Raw genomic sequence first — 16,784 nt, forward strand, 5'->3', positions numbered from 1 at the left:
CACAGCAGAAGATCTCCGGTCGGCTCACCTCGGAGATCGCCACCGCAGCCCGGCTCAAGATCGCCTCTTACGTCTCCACCGCCCGCAAGCACGGTGAGTCAGCGCTACGTGCCCTGCGTCTGGCGTTTCTTGGTGCCCCCTGGATGCCACCGCCCGCCGTCGTTTCGACCTGACGGGCCGCCACGAACGACCCCGCCGCACCGGCCCACCCTGCGCGGCCCGCAGCCATGCCCACGATGGCTACCCACAGCAAGATCACTTATGGTGGTGAATGCTTACTTCGATCAGTGAGCCGCGGCCAGGGGGCACCTGGGTGCGGTGAGCCGGAATGACGATCTCAAACACGCTCTACGAGGCTCCGGCAATAGGACTGTCCGGCTCGCGCCGCCCGGTCGGCGCCTCGCGTCATCGCTCCCCGTCCGTCGCTGTGCGATGCACGGGTACCCCGGCTCGTCGGTCGACGCCCCACACAGGGCGCCTCCCTCCGCCGCCTCGCGATCCATCCACCCGGACGCCGCTCCCTGATCGAACGCCCTATTGCCGGAGCCTCTGAGAACTCGTCCTGTCAGAAGCCATCTGGCCGCGACCCGCGGTCCGGACCGACGGGCCAAAACAGGTTCTCAACGCCGGCCCAGAGCAGCTTCCTCCAGGTCTAGGTCGTGTTGCAGGCGCCGCCGTGTCGTGTCGCTGATCTGGTGCTCGTCATACAGACGGCGTAGCTCGACGCTCTGCACGACGAGCACCTCGCGGTGCAGCTCGCGGTATGCCTGGAGGGAGGTTCTGCCCGACTGATCGTCGCTGTACTCGGCGGGTTGTTCCAGGCGTGCGTCGAGGTTGCGGCGCATGCGGGTGACGGCCGCTTCCGGGATGCTCTCCAGCCTGGTCAGGTGGTCGAGGTGGATGAGCCCGGCATGGGTCAGAAGGCTGCGGGCACGGGTTTCTTCCCGGGCGGTGTGCTCGGGTTCGAGCGCGACTCCGGAGCGGCCTACAACGTGGGCCAGGCTCAGGCCCTGGACGACGAGGGTGAACACGACGACGGCAGTGGTGAGGGTCAGGACCAGGGGGCGTCCGGGCAGCGGGGTGCCATCGGTGGCGCTGAGCGGGATGGACAGGGCCGCGGCCAGCGGCATCACGCCCCGGGTGCCGGCCCAGGTCATCACGCTCGCCAGCTGCCAAGACGGGCGGCCTCCGGTGGGTCTGACAGCCGCGGACAACGGGAGCATCCACAATACCCGCAGGATGACCAGAGCGGCGGCGACAGCGAGTGCCTGGAGCGGCCACAGGCCGGTTCCGGCCGGGAGCTCGCGGATCAGGGATGGCAGTTCGAGACCGATGATGCTGAAAACCACACTTTCCAACAGAAACACCACCACCGCGTACACGGCGTGCAGTTGCAGCCGGATATGGGCGTCACTGAGCCGCTGCCGGGAGCGCCCCAACAGCACGCCCGCGACCACGACGGCGGTGATTCCCGAGGCGTGCGCGGATTCGGCCAGCACGTAGGCGGAATACGGGGTGACCAGCGCGATCACGGTCTCCAGCTCAGGGTCGGTGGTGTGTCGGCGGATGATCGCGACGACGGCCGCGACCGCCGCGCCGACTGCGCTGCCGCCACCTGTGAGCAGGAAGAACTGGCCGCTGGCCGCCTGCCAGCCGACCGCACCGGAGGCCACCGCGACGGTGACCGCGACCTTGAAGAGCACCAGCGAGGTGGCGTCGTTGAACAGGCTCTCCGCCTGCACCAGCACCTGCACCCGGCCGGGGAGGGCGAGCCTGCGGCCGAGCGCGGTGACCGCGACTGGGTCGGTGCTGGCCAGTACCGCGCCCAGCACGAACGCCATGGCGGCCGGCAGCGGCGTGAGCACGACAACCAACGCGCCCACGGCGGCCGCGGAGGCCAGCACCAGACCGGACGCCAGCGCGGTGACGGGCCGCCACACCGTGCGCAGGTCGCGCAGTGACAGCTCTTCGGCGGAGGCATACAGCAGCGGGGGCAGGACGACCAGGCTGATGACCTGCGGGGCAATGCGCAGGGTGGGAGCACCCGGTACAAATGCCACCCCGAGCCCGGCCAGCACCAGCAGTGGTGGGGCGGGTACCCGCCAGCGGCGTGCCCCGGTGGCCACCGCGGTGGCGAGCACCACAAGAAACAGGAGTGTCCCCACCGCGCGCATCCGCCGAACCCCTGACCCATGATCGGGGTCACTGCCGCGGGCCGCCGCAGTTCATTCCCCGCGCCGACCAGGCTTCCCGGCACACCGTGGGCCTACTTTATCAATTCTCGCCCGCAGCCTGCTCGGTCTGGATCGGCGAAGGAGAAGGGCGTGGGTTGCCGCCTCGGATTTCTACTACAAGCTGTCGTAATCTACGACGAGATGTCATCGGTTAGGGTGGTGCGAGTCGCGTGGCCCGGCGGTCGGCGGGCGTTGGGCATGTTCGAGGGTGAGGTCCTGGCGGAGTTGCGGGTAGGTGATGGTCTGGTGACGCCAGCCGCGGTGGCGCTTGCGCCTGCCGTTCTGGCCACTACCGGGATCGGGCTCGGCCCGGCCGCGCCCGAAAGGTCGCCGTTCCACGAGCATGCGGTGACCCGTCGGCTTGCCGCGCTGTTTGCTCCGCCGCCACTGTCACGCTGGCTGCCCGCGGCAATCCCGGCTGTTCTCGGGTTGATTGCCGCGGTGCGCGCGGTTGACGCCAGCCGTGAGATCGGCCGGATGTTCGACCTCGCCATGCATGTCTGGTCCATGCATGCCTGGTCGCGGTAGCCGTGGCCGCGATACCCGCGCATCCGGTTACCATGGCCGCCGTGTTCGTCTCCAGCGTGGCTGCCACGGTCACCGCCACGCCGGGCACGAGCCTGCTCCAGCACCTGTTGATCCTGCCCGGACCGGCCGTATACGCCATCGTCGCCGCTTTCGCTTTCGGCGAGGCGGCGATTTTCGTCGGATTCGTGCTACCCGGTGAGACCGCGGTGGTACTCGGTGGGGTGCTGGCGAGCCAGCATGTGGTCAGCCTCCCCGGTATGGCCGCGGTCGTGGTCGTTGCGGCGATCATCGGTGACTCGGTCGGCTATGAGGTGGGCCGGCATTTTGGTGAACGGATCTTGGCGTTGCCGCTGCTACGGCATCGCCGCCCGGCTGTCGACCGCGCCCGTGCCTACCTCCGGGCTCGCGGGGGGCGGGCGGTCTTCGTCGGTCGTTTCACCGCCTTCCTGCGTGCGGTCATGCCCGGCCTGGCCGGTCTGTCCCAGCTGCCCTACCGCCGCTTCCTCGTTTTCAACGCAGCCGGCGGTATTGTCTGGGGCGTCGGATTCACGCTGCTGGGCTATGTTGCCGGCGCATCCTACGCCAGCGTCGAGAAGGCGGCCGGATGGGTTTCCACCGGCCTGCTCACCCTGCTTGTCGGTGGCTTGCTCGTCCTGCACCTGTACCGCCGCCGACACGATCCGGCCACCGACAGCCAGCCTGGTACGTCCCCCCAAAGCAAAACCGGCGAATGAGCCGCCCGCTCGCGGTGAGCCCGGCCCGCCACTATCCGACCATCGCGGCTGTGGACCTTCGTGATCCGTGCCTGTGGACTCCGGTCCTTTGTCTATCTTTTTGTCCTTTGCTTGTTCTTTTTCAGGATTGAGAGGAATCCGTTTTCTCCGGTGCGCGGAGATGGCGCTGGGCCGGTGGCGCCGGGTCAGACGTCGAGGCCGTATTCGCGGGCGATGCCGGTCAGGCCGGTGACCCGGCCCTCGCCGAGCGCTCGGAACGTCCAGCCGTTGCCTTCGCGGGCGACTTCCCCGAACAGCATCGCGGTTTCGGTGGCCGCTTGGGTGGTCAGGTCGTAACGGGCGATCTGGTTGCCGTTCTCCGCGTCGAGAACACGGATGTAGGCGTTGCGGACGTCGCCGAAGCTCTGCTGCCGGTCTTCGGCATGATAGATGCTCACCGGGAAGACGATCCGGGTGATGCTGTGGGACAGCCGGTCAAGCCGGATGTCGATCTGTTCGTCATCCCCGGGATCGCCAGTTCCGTTGCCCTCCGCCGCGCCGGTGAGGTTGTCACCCCGGTGGACGATCTCATGCCGCGGGCTCGCGAGGTTGTTGAAGTAGACGAAGAAGTCCCGCGATGCCGCCCGGCCGTCCGCGGTCAGCGCGATGGCACTGGCGTCCAGGTCGAACTCGGTGGAGCCGGTGAGATCCGGATCCCAGCCCAGGCCGACCGTGATGTGGGTGAGCCCGGCTCCCTTCGCAAGCAGGGCAACACCAGCGCTACCACGCCCCTCGATGTCCACAGCTTCCTCACCTTCCAACGGCGTCCGCCGTCCCCGTGTTAACAGAATCACTATCCGCGTCGGGAGCGGTCATGGGGGTGTCCGGAACGTGACATGCATCCTACGGATTCGCTTCTTTGCGGAACAGCTGGCTTGTGGTCCGCATCGTCATGACGCACGGCGAAAAGTTATGATACGGAGTGATATAAATCATATGTCCGCGAAGGGGTGATACAGCCGTAATATCGTTTTCGGCATGGCGGGTCACCCTGCTTCTTTTCTCGATAGTGGCGGAGTCCGCGGCGCGGCGCCGCATCCGGCTGTACCCGGTCGTGATCGGAAAAGGCACCTTTCCGGGTCGGGCCTGGTAGGGTTCGCGGAGTACCCGATGGAAGCGCAGGGCCGCGCTGGAGCCGGGTTATGTTGGTGCGGAACTACGCTGGCATGGAGCTGTGCTGGCATGGAAGCATCCCCAGCGGCGACGGGCGGAGGCCCGCGCTGGACGGTACCGCTGGAAAATCAGGCGTCACCGTCCCGCTGGCGGGTCGTTCTTGGCTTCTTTGCCATGGAGATGACCACGTGCGTGGTACCTGTACGCCGGGCGCTCTAAAAGCCGTTCTGTTAAACCGGCATGAAATTTGGATGAGTTGGATGAGATGGAGTACTCAGATGGCAGCACAGTCGCTTTTTTCATCGCCGCAGCCCGCGGTCGAGTCCAGGACGTTGCCGCGCGTGGGAGGAGCTGGTCTGCCGTTGTTCCAGGAGCCGGTTTACCCGCCGGGAACCCCCAGGCCTGACGGCGCTGCGTCCTATGGCGACGGGCCCCACGACGGCGGGCCCGATGGCGATGAGCCCGACAGCCAGCGTTCACCCGTGTTCACGACCTCGGCGACCGCGGCTCCCTACGCGCGGGCCGCGGGGAAGGGCAGAGGGGGCCGTCCGACAGCGTCACGAACGGGCCGCAGCGGCCAGGCCGACCGGATAGGTCGATCGTAGGTGTAGTTCGGTACCGCTGTAGCTCGGGGCAGCGCGGGGTCTGGCTGGACGGAGCCTGGCGCGGCGCCGCGCGGAGCGTCGAGGTGGGTGACGGCAGCCCGGCGGCTTGCGCTGAAATCCCTACCAGCCGAAACAGCGGCCAAACAGGTCAGCAATGGCGTATGGGTGTCCACCCGTGATGGATGGCGGAAAGCCGTCGGTCAGGAATTCCACCGGATTTTCTCAGCAAACACCAAGACTTCTCCGCGAAGCTGAGGGCACTGATCGCGATCGGCACCGGTGCGGTGCCCATCGCGGCATGCGCAGGTGGGTTGCTTTGCCCGCCGGGGCCTTCGGAGGAGTGGATGCAAGTATGGCGCCCGCGCCCGCGGATCGGACGGAAGGCACTCGCCCTCGGGGCGGTGGCCGCTGTCATCATCGTGGCGGGTTCGATTACGGTCGGTCTGGCGGTTTCGTCGTCCGCCACCGGTAGTACTCCACGTCAGGTTGCGGCGAGCCTCGGGACCATCCGGCAGGCGGTTTCAGCTACCGGGGTTATTCAGGCTGCCCACGAGGCGGACCTGACTTTTGGCGTGTCAGGTAGGGTCACCACCGTTTCGGTCACGGTCGGCCAGCAGGTTTCGGCGGGACAGCCGCTTGCCACAGTTGACTCGGCGGCCCTGACAGCTTCGGTCGCGCAGGCGCAGGCCAGCGTGTCCACCAACCAGTCCCGGCTGTCCGCCGACCAGACTGCCGGGGCCACAGCTGCCCAGCTCAATGCGGACAATCAGGCAATCACCGCCGCACAGGACGGGCTTGCCGCGGCGCAGCGTTCGCTGGCCCAGGCGAGCCTGACATCGCCGATCGCCGGTACCGTCGCGGCTGTCAACCTGGTGGTCGGCCAACAGGTCTCCGGCGGCGGTACGGCCACATCTGGCGCCGGCGGCGGCTCGGCGTCGGGTGCCGCGTCGAGCACCTCGACGTCCGCGTCCTCCGCGTCCTCCGCCCAGGTGGTGATTGTCGGTTCTGATGGTTACAAGATCAATACTAGCGTCGACGACACCCAGATCGGCCAGATCAAGACGGGCAACCAGTCGGTCATCACGCCGAACGGCGCCACCACGACGCTGTTCGGGACGGTGTCCACCGTCGGTCTGCTCCCGACCCAGAGCTCGGGGGTGGCGACGTACCCGGTCACCATCGACGTCACCGGGATCCCAGCGGGGCTGCATCTCGGGGCGAGTGCCCAGGTGCAGATCATTGTCCGGCAGCTGACCGACGTCATTACGGTACCTACCGCGGCCCTGCGCTACACCGGCTCCCAGGCGCAGGTGTATCAGCTGATCGGGGGGCGGCAGGCTCCGCGAGCGGTGACGGTGGGGGTGAGCTCCGGTGGCGTCACGCAGATCACCGCCGGGTTGGCGGCCGGGGACATGGTGGTGGTACCCGACACGGCTCCCGCGGGACGTGTGCGCGGCGGGGCGGGGACCTCGACCGCCGGTACCGGTGGCGGTTTCGGTAGTGGTGGCGGTTTCGGTGGTGGTGGCGGTGGTTTCGGTGGCGGTGGCGGCTTCGGCGGGGGCACCCGCGGCGGCGGGGTGAACTGAGCCGTGGCCCAGCCTGAGTCGCCTGTCAGCCGGGAGCCCGTCATCCAGCTCGACGGTGTCCGCAAGACCTACCGGACCGGTTCCCTCGAAGTCGAGGCGTTGCGGGGGGTGAACCTGCGTATTTCCGAGGGTGAGTACGTCGCGATCATGGGCCCGTCGGGGTCGGGGAAATCAACCCTGATGCACATCCTCGGATGTCTCGATGTGCCCACCGCGGGTAGCTACCACCTTGCCGGCGAGGACGTCGGCCGGATGTCCGAGGAGGAGCTGGCCGAGATCCGCAATCGGCGGATCGGCTTTGTCTTCCAACAGTTCAACCTGCTTCCGACACTGTCCGCGTGGCGCAACGTCGAACTGCCGTTGTGCTATGCCGGTACAGGCCGGACGGAGCGTCGCGACCGGGCCGTGGACGCGCTGGAGAAGGTCGGGCTGGGGGACAGGATCGCCCACCGGCCGAGCGAGATGTCCGGTGGCCAGCAACAACGGGTTGCCGTTGCCCGTGCGTTGGTCACCGATCCAGCGCTCATCCTTGCGGACGAGCCGACCGGCAATCTCGACAGCGTGTCCACGGGGGATGTGCTCGGACTGTTGAGCCAGCTGCACGCGGCCGGCCGCACGATCGTTCTCATCACCCACGAACCCGAGGTCGCCGCTACCGCCGGCCGGGTAGTGCGGATCCGTGACGGTGACATCCAGGACGACACGGGGCCGGGGAAGCACGCCGGTACCGGGCTCGGTAGCGGGGATCATTCCAATTCGCCCCTGCTCGCCTGGGATGTACGCACATGAGCTGGATGGAGACACTGCGGATCGGGCTGGATGCGGTACGCACGCACCGGTCGCGTTCCGCTCTGACAGTGCTTGGCATCCTCATCGGTATTGCCGCGGTCATCCTCACCGTCGGACTCGGCCAGGGTGCCCAGGGCCAGGTCCGCGATCAGATCAACTCGCTGGGCAGCAACCTGCTCGTTGTCTCGCCGGGGAGCACTACCAGCAGCACCGGTGTCCGCGGCGGTTTCGGTTCGGCCTCGACGCTGACCGTGCAGGATGCCGATGCCCTCGCCGTCAGGGATGTCGCTCCCGACATCGCCGCGGTCGCACCGGCCAGCCAACGCAGCCTTTCCCTGACGGCCGGCGCGTCGAACTGGACCACCACAGTCGTGGGGACGACGCCCGATTGGTTGTCGGTCCGGGCCCGCAAGATTGCTGTCGGACGGTTCATCACCAGCCAGGACGTGACCAACCACGCCGCGGTCGCGGTACTCGCGGCTACTACGGCCGAGCAGCTGTTCGGTGGCCGCAGCCCGATCGGCGCGACCGTGACCGTGTCGGGGGTTCCGATACAGGTCGTGGGTACCCTCACCGCGGTCGGTTCCTCCGCCACGGCCAATGAGGACGACCAGGTCGTCCTCCCGATCAGCACCGCGGCCAACCGGGTGTTCGGCGGCGCGACGCGCACCTCCGTACAGAGCATCTACCTGGAGGCGTCATCGTCGAAGACGCTGTCCGCGGCCTACCAGGAGGCCAACAACGAACTGCTCGCGCTGCACCACATCAGCACGCCCACCGGTGCCGACTTCACCATTGCCAGCCAGCAGTCCATCCTGTCCGCCGCGACTTCGGTCGACCGGACTCTGACCGTGCTGCTCGGGGGCATCGCCGCGATCTCGCTGCTGGTCGGCGGTATCGGTGTCATGAATATCATGCTGGTTTCTGTTACTGAACGTGTCCGTGAGATCGGTCTGCGCAAGGCTCTCGGGGCGCCGCCCCGGGTGATCAGACGCCAGTTCCTGGTCGAGGCATCTGTCCTCGGTCTGACCGGTGGTATCTCCGGTGCCGCGCTCGGTGTGGTGGGTGCCGTGGCGCTCCCGCACCTGATTTCTCAGCGTATCGACATATCACTTCCCGCAACTTTTGGATCGATCATCGTCGCGGTGGGAATCGGCGTCGGATTCGGTGTTTACCCCGCCAGCAGGGCTGCCCGCCTGGCCCCCATCGAGGCGTTGCGCAGCGAATGATGATCTATCGGTCTCCGGCCCGGCGTTCTGTCCAGGGCCACGATCAGGAAAGAGCCCAGCGTGTCCGAGTCGACTCTGCCCGCGAGTAACACCGCCGAACACGGCGTTCCTGGGCGCGGCCTGCCCCTGCGCGAGCTGTCCGTACATGGGGTGCCCCCGCGCGTGGGCGCCGCTGTCCGGACAGCTCGGCCCGTATCCCGCCAGCCGCGGGTCAGCGCGGGAGGGCGGTTGACCGTCCTGCTGTCGGCCGCCGTATTCGCTCTGGTCGCCTGCGGTGGCGGCGCGAGCTCTACCACCGTGGCCGGCTCGACGGCGCCGGCCCCCGGGGTAAATCCCGCGCCGGCTGGCCCACCGGGCGTCACGGGAACGGCCGCGGCGGTGACTGACACAACGATCCAGGTCCAGAACCCCTCGGTGGGCCAGGTCGCCGTCAATTTCACCACGTCCACCGCTTTCACCCGGACCGAACAGACCACCGCGTCCAGCCTGGGCGTCGGTGACTGCGTACTGGTGACAGCGGCTTCGGGGACGCAAGAGGCTGGACAACCAGCCGCCACCGATGCCCCGGTCATCGCGCAGAACATTACGATCAGTAAGCCGGACGCGGGTAAGTGCACCGGTAACGGCGCCTCCCGCACTGCTTTCGGCGGCGGGGCACGCCCCTCGGGAGCCCCGAATCCCTCCGGCGGCCCCCAGGCGCAGCGCAGTCCCAGGGCCGGCGGCGTGGGCCGCGTCGGCGCGCTCTTCGGCACTGTCACGTCAAAGTCCGACACGGCCTTCGTGGTAGAGACCATCGCCCGTGGGGACACCCCAGCCACGACGAGAACCGTTACCACGGGCGTTTCGACCGTCTACGATCACATGGTCCCGGCATCGGCCGCTGTTCTGAAGGTCGGCGAGTGCGTCACGGCGGTGGGCCCAGCTGACAGCACCGGGGCGATCACGGCCACGTCGATCAACATCCGGTCGGCGGGGCCCAACGGATGTACCGGTGGTTTCCGTCGGCAGGGCGAGGCCACGGGGCCCGCTAATGGCTGACCGGACATTCCGTGCCCGGCGCCGCCGGGTTCGCAGCTGGGCCGCCGTCGCTGTCGCCGTCGTTGTCGTCGGCGGGGCCGGCGGCGGTGTGCTGGCGGCCACCGCCTCCAGCGGGCCGTCCTACCGGACCGCAGCGGTCACCCGCCGCACGGTCGAGGCGACCGTAAGCTCTGTCGGCAGCGTGGCACCTGTCAGCCAGGCATCGATCAGTTTTCCTGTTGCCGGTCGAGTAGCGCAGGTTCCCGTCGCTGTCGGTCAGCATGTGGCGACAGGCGACATCCTGGCCGAACTCGACACGTCGTCCCTTGTGGCCTCCCTCGACAATGCTCGGGCGGCGCTTGCCCTCGCGCAGGCGAAGCTCGCGGCGGACCAGGCCAGCCAGACCACCACCGGTACTACGTCGACATCCACGTCGACCGGTACCGGCACCGGCACCGCCACCGGCGCGGCATTTGTCACTTCCAGCCAGGTTGGTACGCCGAGCGGGAGTTATGCCGCCGTAAAAATGATCACCTCCAGTGAGCCGCGGGTCGGCTCCACAGCTAGTGGAGGTGCCAGCCAGGATTCGGCATCGGCGGTGGATCTTGTCAGGCGCTACCAGCGGCAGCTGTTGGCTGACCAGCACGCCGCCGACACGGTCCTTTATCAGACCCAGGCCGATCTGGCGCATGAACAGTCGGTGTGCCGAGCCTTCCTGAACAGCTTCGGTCATGCTGCGGAGCCGATGGCGGCAAGTTCCGCACGCGGCGGCCAGAGCCCGGCCGAGACTACCCAGGCTCCGAGCGCCACCCAGACCACGCAGGTACCAGAACAGGCGGCTGGGAGCACGCCCGACGGCACGGACTGCTCGGCGTTGCTCAAGGAGGTTCTTGCTGAGCAGGAGACCCTGAACAACGATCTACGCACGGTCGCCGCGGATGAAACGGCCCTCGATGCCGCGGTCGCCCAGCTCCTGACACAGTCTCCTGGAGGGCAACCGGCCGCTGCGGGGGGGCAGCCCTCGCCGAGCCAGACCAGCCCCGGGGCCGGGGCCGGTGGTCACGGCCAGGCGGGCGGTAACACAGGAAATAGCGGTGACACAGGCGGCACAAGTAAAACCGGCGATACTGGCAGCGTTGGCAATAACAGAGGTAGCGCTACTCGCGCGGGCTCCGCAGCGGGTGGTACGGCCGCAGGCGGCGCCAGGACGGGATCAGCCGCTGCGCGTGCGCCAGCATCAGCCGCGCAGATCGCCGCCGACCAGGCCTCGGTCGACGCGGCCAACGCCATGCTCCCGGTGGCCGCGCAGAGCCTGGACCAGGCACGGATCGTCAGCCCGATCGATGGTCTCGTGGCCGCTGTCAATATCGCGCCCGGCCAGTCCGTAACCGCCGGATCGAGTACAGCGGCGATCGTCGTGGTGAATCCAGGCGCAATGGAGGTCACGACGACCGTCAGCGACAGCAATGTTGCCGCGGTGAAGGTCGGCGCCAAGGTCACGGTGACTCCGGACGGCACTGATTCGCCGACAGCGGGTACCGTGGTGGCTGTCGGCCTGCTTCCGACGGTGTCCACAGCATCCACCGGGACGGGGCCGGGAGCGTCAGGCGGGGTCGCTTATCCTGTGACCATCGGTCTCAACGGCGGTGGCGGACAGCTGTTCGCTGGCTCCGGAGCGGCTGTGTCCATCGTTGTTTCCAGCGCGGTGAACGCGCTGGCCGTGCCCACATCGGCCGTCCGTACCATCGGTAATCGTCATATTGTGTCCGTGTTGCGGGATGCCAAGTTGGTCAGCCTGCCGGTGGAGGTGGGTGCGGCCGGCGTGAGTTTCACCCAGATAACATCCGGTTTGTCCGAAAGTGACCGGATCATTCTGGCGGACCTGCACGCCCCCCTGCCCACCAGCAACACCACGCTGCGCGGGCTCGGCGGCGTGGGGGCGACTGGCGGTGGTTTCGCCGGCGGCGGTGCCCCCACCGGCGCTGGTAGACGGAACTGACCGATAGCGGCAGCGGCAGGTTGCTTCGGCTGTGTTGGTCGGGTTCTCCGCACACTCGGCGTGTCCCGAGGGCCGTCCGTTCGAGGGCCGTCTGTTCGAAGGCCGTCTGTTCGAAGGCCGTCGCGTGTGGCTGTGCCAGGTGCGGTTGCCTTCTCAGCGTGGCGGCCCAGCGGCCTGCCCTGCGTAGTTGCCAACGGTGATGTTCCCTGTGGGCGGATCGGCCGGTTCCGGCTCACCTATGGGAAGAACGAGCCGGACAGTGGTCCCGTTGCCGGGCGCCGAACGTACGTCGGCGGTGCCGCCATGCGCGGCGGCGACAGCCGCGACGATGGACATGCCCAGCCCGCTGCCACCGTGGACCCGGTCGCGGCTCCCCGACGCCCGCCAGAAGCGGTCGAATACCCGCTCGGCCGCTTCTGAGGGCATACCCGGGCCGAAATCGCGGATCGTGAGATGGACACGGGCGCTGTCCCGGACGAGCGTCGCCTCAACGCGCGCTGTCACCGGGGTATGGACCCGCACGTTCGACAGAAGGTTCCCGACCACCTGCCGCAGGGCGTCGGCGTCGCCGACCACTACGCACCGGTCGGGGCAGGTCAGCTCAATGAGTCGATCCGGTTCGACAGCGACCGCGTCGGCAACCGCGTCTCGCAGCACGGCCGCGAGGTCGACGTCCGAGCGCTCCAAGGGCCGGTGCTCGTCGAGGTGGGCCAGGTACAGCATGTCATCGACCAGGGCACTCATCCGGGTGCTCTCCTCCTGGACACGACGCAGGGCGTCGTCCACATCCGCTGGCGGTATGACGCCCTGGCGCATCAGGTCGACATAGCCGCGGATGGACGTCAGCGGTGTCCGTAGTTCGTGGGACGCGTCCGCGACGAACCGCTGTAGTCGTTCCTGCGAGCGGACCCGCTCCTCGAACGCGGACTGGATCTGACCAAGCATGATGTTGAGTGCGGCGGCGAGCCGACCGACCTCGCTGCGCGCGGGCGAGTCGGGCACGCGTCGGGACAGGTCCCCGCCGGCGATGGCGGCTGCGGTCTCCGCGACATCACGCAACGGCCGTAGGCCACGCCCGAGCAGCAGCCATGCCGAAAAAGCCGCGCCGGTGAGAACGGCGATCCCGGCCACGATCTCTATGCCCGCCAGCCGGGCGATGGTTGCGGTGACTGGACGCAGCGGAATAGCCACGAGATCGATCTCGCCGCCCGCGGACAGCGACCCGGCGATCGCGCGGAAGCGCCTGCCATCGCTGACGATGGTGAACGGAGTTCCGGAGGCTACTCGGGCGTCGATGTCAGTGGCAGCGTTGATGAGCGGACGGGGCGGCGCTGGGCCGCTGCCGCTTCCCGTGACGACCAGGACCGAGCCGTTGCGCCTGCGTAGTTCCACCACGTAGTCGGTCGGGGCGATCGCGCGCTGCAGGCCTTCAATACTGATGGTGGGCGCCACCTGGGCTAGCAGAGCGTTGCTACGGGCCGTCACGATGTTCTGTGCGCTGCGCAGCTGATCGTCCGTCTGGTCGAAAAGGTAGGTACGCAGTGCGAAAATGCTGATGACCGCGGTACTGAACAATCCCACCGTCAGCAAGGCCAACAGGCCGATCATCAGCCGGGTCCGCAGCGCCGTTCCCCGTCCTGGGTCACTCACGAGTGTCAGACTCGCAGCAGTGGGCGCTGCCGTCGCCGTGCTGGTCGAAGCCGTTCTGGAGGCAAAGCTCACACTGGGGCTGGGATACCGGAAGCATAGTTGCGTGTTCAATTACGTAGCTGGGCCGCATGGCAACCATTCGACCATCAGGAGTCCTGACCTCCATGACCATCACCGACATCGCTACCGGTGACATCGCCGCGACCGAAGACGCGCTGATGCTGGACGCCGCCGCTGCGGATCTGCTGTTCCGTACGGCCCGGACCGCGAACACCTTCAGCGATGATCCCGTTTCTGACGAGCAGGTCCGTGCTATCTATGACTTGATTAAATGGGCGCCGACCAGTATGAATACCCAACCCCTGCGGATCATTCTGGTTCGTTCGCCCGAGGCGCGGGAACGGCTGGTACGGCATCTCAGCCCGGGTAACCAGGCGAAGACGCGCTCTGCTCCGCTGGTCGCCATCGTGGCCGCGGATATCGACTTCCATGAAAACCTCCCGCAGGTTTTCCCGCATCTGCCGAACGCCAGGGATTTTTTCACCGAGCCGGTCGCGCGCGAGCAGACCGCGCGCTTCAATGCCGGCCTGCAGATCGGCTACTTCATCCTGGGCATCCGTGCCGCGGGGCTCGCGGCCGGTCCGATGACGGGCCTGGATGCCACCGCCGTCGACAAGGAGTTTTTCGCGGACCAGCCGCTGCGCACTCTCGCGGTGATCAATATTGGCAAGCCCGGGGAGAACCCGTGGTTCGGCCGTAGCCCACGGCTGGACTACGAGCAGGTCGTCTCCGTCCTCTAACCTGACCCTGAGTGGTCATCGCTCGCGGTCGCGACGGTATGGCTGTCCGGACCGAAAGCCACGCTGTTGACCGGGCTGATATGCCCGGTCAACGTGGACAGCGGAGATGGCCGGTGCGGGTCGGAGATATCGGTGAGGCGGCAGGTGCTGTCCGGGCCCGCGGTAGCCGGCAGACGTCCGTCCGGGCTGATCGCCAGGCTGTTGGCCTGCCCAGCGCGCTCGCTGAGCGTAGCTGCGGGCGTCACCCCGGCTTGTCTGGTGACGTCGAACACGGCCACTGTGCGATCGGAGCCCGGCCCCGAGCCGGCGCCCGCGAGCAGCCGGCCATCCGAGCTCAGCGCGACTGTTGCGACAGACGCCGTGGGCATGGTCACCGGTATGGCCGTAGGCCGGGCGAAGGATGTGATCAGCGCGAGCCGGGCCGCGGGCGTTGGGGACCGTTTCCAGGCGGCGAGGCTGAGCCGGGCGGCCAGCGCCGGGTTTTGCGGACGTAGCGCGCCTGCTTCCGTGGTGAGCCAGTGGGAGGCGTCCAGTGACCGGTCGGGGGCCGACCGTGACGTCGCCACCGTGGCGACGGCGCTAATCGCCAGGACGAGCGCGGACAGCCCGGCAAGAACAGCCCGTCTCCTGCTGGATGACCGAGGAGGCGTACGAGCAGGTTCTGCGCGCTGGGCCGCTCGTCGGATCTTTGCGCATGGCTTCTTCGACAAGCACACGTAGCTCGTCATCCAGGCCCTCGAGGCATGGCCTGGTGTGCAGGGCCCGGTACAGCAACACGTCGGTCGGGCCTTGGCCGAACGGAAGCCGTCCGGTGCCGCGTGGAGGACGACGCTGCCCCAGGCGAAGATGTCCACCGCTGATCGTGGTGAGTTCCGTCGTGTGCGCCATACCAAAGTCGATCACTTTGGGCCCCATGGCAGAGATCAATACATTGGATGGTGTGAGGTCGCTGTGGGGCACGCCTGATACCCGGACCGTGGGTGGCGATGCCTCAACCCGCACCACGCCGCGTCCCTCCGCTGCTCCCTGAGTACGCTCGATGTTCACCCGTACTGTCATCACCGTGGCCAGACTGACCGTGCCGCGCAGCTGTCCCGTCGGGGAGGCGGCGCGGCGCCTCGGTATGGGAGCCCTCGGGTGGTGACTCGTTTTCACGTGAGTATCAATATATTACTTTTAGTAGTTTCTTGATTGCGGTGGAGCGGCCTCAGGTAATTGCAGTCGATATTAACGAACGCCGAGTAGGCGGCTGGATGCAGGTTTCAATGAATGTGGATGCAGGGTATATATCTCGCGTTATCGATTTTACTGGAGGGGTGACGAGCGGATCCCCGCCATGATGATAATCGAGCACGGCGTCCAGATCAAAGGGGGGTTACTGATGGCCGGGAAGGCCGATTTCATCCAGCCGGATGCCGCGGTCGTATATCTGCCCCAAACCGACGCGGGCGTTGTGTCGCGGCGGCTTCGAATGCGTTGGCATTTTCTGTTGTCCCAAGCAGCGGTTGTCCTTCTGTTCGCCGGGTCCATGATTACCATGGCCAGTCTTCTCCAGGTGTGGACGGTGGGGATTTCGGACGACCAGCGCCGGTCGGATGTGCTGGTGGTGCTCGGTGCTTCCCAATACGACGGACGCCCTTCCGCGGTGTTTGCGGCGCGCCTTGACCACGCATTTGACCTGTACCGCCAAGGAGTGGCTCCGTTGGTCGTGACGGTCGGCGGCGCGCAGGCGGGGGATGCTTACACCGAAGGGCAGGCAGGCGCGAACTACCTGGCCTCCCGTGGCGTTCCGGTGACCGCTCTGATGCCCGTAGGAGAGGGGCGGGACACCTTGGGATCGTTGCGGGCGGTAGCGGTGGCCATGGCGAAGCATCAATGGCGAAGCGCAGTGATCGTGACGGATCCGTGGCATTCGCTGCGGTCACGAACGATCGCTCGTGACCTTGATATTGACGCGGTTACGTCACCGGTAAGGACTGGCCCGTCCACCCGTGGCTTCGGTACGCAGCTTCGTTACATTGCTCGGGAAGGCGTTGCTTACCGATTTTATCAGCTCTTCCATCGGACGACCCCGGCAGGGGTCGCGCCACCAGCCGTGTGAACACGTCCCCGAGCGGGGCGGCTTCAAAGGTCGGTGGGCGGGTTCACACGGCTGGTGGCGACGGTCGAGAAGTAAATTTTTATATTGTTTACATGATTTTTGGCCGTACGCTGGTTGTGGCTGCCTTGTAGGCGGGCGGTGAATGTTTCACTTTCAGTGATCGTTGGGTGTCCGGTGGTGCTCGGTCCGGACTCGGGCCATCCCTGAGGCCCGGCGTGGACGTGGCCAGTGTCTCGGACCGCGGTGCCGAGATCGCGATTATCGTGAAGATCGGTCTGCTGGTCGTCCTGCCGGGTTGAGTGCCCCTGCCCCCGCCCACGATCCCGAGGAGGGTCCGCCATGGCCATTGCTCCGGCTGTT

General features: G+C 67.1%; 14 protein-coding genes. 9 read left to right on the top strand and 5 right to left on the bottom strand.

Annotated features, from left to right (window positions below; translation table 11 throughout):
• Positions 1–620: 620 nt before the first annotated feature.
• Positions 621–2,174, bottom strand: a complete 1,554-nt coding sequence (locus MJ783_RS06475) for a Na+/H+ antiporter (protein WP_239309140.1) — start codon at positions 2,172–2,174, stop codon at positions 621–623.
• A gap of 150 nt (positions 2,175–2,324) precedes the next feature.
• Here MJ783_RS06475 and MJ783_RS06480 point away from each other — a divergent pair, with 150 nt between their 5' ends.
• Together MJ783_RS06480 and MJ783_RS06485 are read left to right on the top strand one after the other, a co-directional pair.
• A complete protein-coding gene (locus tag MJ783_RS06480) occupies positions 2,325–2,762 on the top strand; it encodes a hypothetical protein (RefSeq protein ID WP_239309142.1) in 438 nt (145 codons plus the stop codon).
• Between the two features lie 2 nt (positions 2,763–2,764).
• On the top strand, positions 2,765–3,496 hold the full coding sequence (locus MJ783_RS06485; RefSeq protein WP_239309145.1) for a DedA family protein: 732 nt from the start codon (positions 2,765–2,767) through the stop codon (positions 3,494–3,496).
• Between the two features lie 185 nt (positions 3,497–3,681).
• Here MJ783_RS06485 and MJ783_RS06490 read toward each other — a convergent pair whose 3' ends face one another.
• Positions 3,682–4,278, bottom strand: coding sequence for a TerD family protein (locus MJ783_RS06490; protein WP_239309222.1), 597 nt, complete (start codon positions 4,276–4,278; stop codon positions 3,682–3,684).
• A gap of 1,319 nt (positions 4,279–5,597) precedes the next feature.
• Between MJ783_RS06490 and MJ783_RS06495 the strand changes: the two genes are divergently transcribed.
• The 5 genes from MJ783_RS06495 to MJ783_RS06515 are packed head-to-tail and all read left to right on the top strand — an operon-like array spanning position 5,598 to position 11,873.
• Entirely contained in the window at positions 5,598–6,839 is a 1,242-nt protein-coding gene (locus tag MJ783_RS06495; RefSeq protein WP_239309147.1) for an efflux RND transporter periplasmic adaptor subunit, read from the top strand.
• A gap of 3 nt (positions 6,840–6,842) precedes the next feature.
• Positions 6,843–7,628, top strand: a complete 786-nt coding sequence (locus MJ783_RS06500) for an ABC transporter ATP-binding protein (protein ID WP_239309149.1) — start codon at positions 6,843–6,845, stop codon at positions 7,626–7,628.
• Positions 7,625–8,857, top strand: a complete 1,233-nt coding sequence (locus MJ783_RS06505; protein WP_239309151.1) for an ABC transporter permease — start codon at positions 7,625–7,627, stop codon at positions 8,855–8,857. Before MJ783_RS06500 ends, MJ783_RS06505 begins: the two co-directional genes overlap by 4 nt.
• 60 nt (positions 8,858–8,917) lie before the next feature.
• Positions 8,918–9,895, top strand: coding sequence for a hypothetical protein (locus MJ783_RS06510; protein WP_239309153.1), 978 nt, complete (start codon positions 8,918–8,920; stop codon positions 9,893–9,895).
• Entirely contained in the window at positions 9,888–11,873 is a 1,986-nt protein-coding gene (locus MJ783_RS06515; RefSeq protein ID WP_239309155.1) for an efflux RND transporter periplasmic adaptor subunit, read from the top strand. The genes MJ783_RS06510 and MJ783_RS06515 overlap by 8 nt, the downstream gene beginning before the upstream one ends.
• A gap of 153 nt (positions 11,874–12,026) precedes the next feature.
• Here MJ783_RS06515 and MJ783_RS06520 read toward each other — a convergent pair whose 3' ends face one another.
• Entirely contained in the window at positions 12,027–13,523 is a 1,497-nt protein-coding gene (locus MJ783_RS06520; RefSeq protein WP_370651462.1) for a sensor histidine kinase, read from the bottom strand.
• A gap of 164 nt (positions 13,524–13,687) precedes the next feature.
• Between MJ783_RS06520 and MJ783_RS06525 the strand changes: the two genes are divergently transcribed.
• Positions 13,688–14,323 carry a malonic semialdehyde reductase gene (locus tag MJ783_RS06525; RefSeq protein ID WP_239309157.1) on the top strand — a complete coding sequence of 212 codons (636 nt, stop codon included), beginning with the start codon at positions 13,688–13,690 and terminating at the stop codon, positions 14,321–14,323.
• Here MJ783_RS06525 and MJ783_RS06530 read toward each other — a convergent pair.
• Entirely contained in the window at positions 14,320–14,889 is a 570-nt protein-coding gene (locus MJ783_RS06530) for a WD40 repeat domain-containing protein (protein WP_239309159.1), read from the bottom strand. The two genes, MJ783_RS06525 and MJ783_RS06530, sit on opposite strands and share 4 nt — an antisense overlap.
• 13 nt (positions 14,890–14,902) lie before the next feature.
• A complete protein-coding gene (locus tag MJ783_RS06535; protein ID WP_239309161.1) occupies positions 14,903–15,478 on the bottom strand; it encodes a hypothetical protein in 576 nt (191 codons plus the stop codon).
• A 316-nt stretch (positions 15,479–15,794) separates the two neighbouring features.
• Here MJ783_RS06535 and MJ783_RS06540 point away from each other — a divergent pair, with 316 nt between their 5' ends.
• Entirely contained in the window at positions 15,795–16,424 is a 630-nt protein-coding gene (locus tag MJ783_RS06540) for a YdcF family protein (RefSeq protein ID WP_239309226.1), read from the top strand.
• The last annotated feature ends 360 nt before the right edge of the window (positions 16,425–16,784 follow it).

Source organism: Protofrankia sp. Cj3 (assembly GCF_917627355.1).
Classification (GTDB): Bacteria; Actinomycetota; Actinomycetes; order Frankiales; family Frankiaceae; genus Protofrankia.

Bases quoted from the DNA above. Each gene is read 5' to 3' on its own strand.
- MJ783_RS06505 (WP_239309151.1), top strand. From the start codon at position 7,625: ATGAGCTGGATGGAGACACTGCGGATCGGGCTGGATGCGGTACGCACG.
- MJ783_RS06475 (WP_239309140.1), bottom strand. From the start codon at position 2,174: ATGCGCGCGGTGGGGACACTCCTGTTTCTTGTGGTGCTCGCCACCGCG.
- MJ783_RS06495 (WP_239309147.1), top strand. From the start codon at position 5,598: ATGCAAGTATGGCGCCCGCGCCCGCGGATCGGACGGAAGGCACTCGCC.
- MJ783_RS06540 (WP_239309226.1), top strand. From the start codon at position 15,795: ATGCGTTGGCATTTTCTGTTGTCCCAAGCAGCGGTTGTCCTTCTGTTC.
- MJ783_RS06525 (WP_239309157.1), top strand. From the start codon at position 13,688: ATGACCATCACCGACATCGCTACCGGTGACATCGCCGCGACCGAAGAC.
- MJ783_RS06515 (WP_239309155.1), top strand. From the start codon at position 9,888: ATGGCTGACCGGACATTCCGTGCCCGGCGCCGCCGGGTTCGCAGCTGG.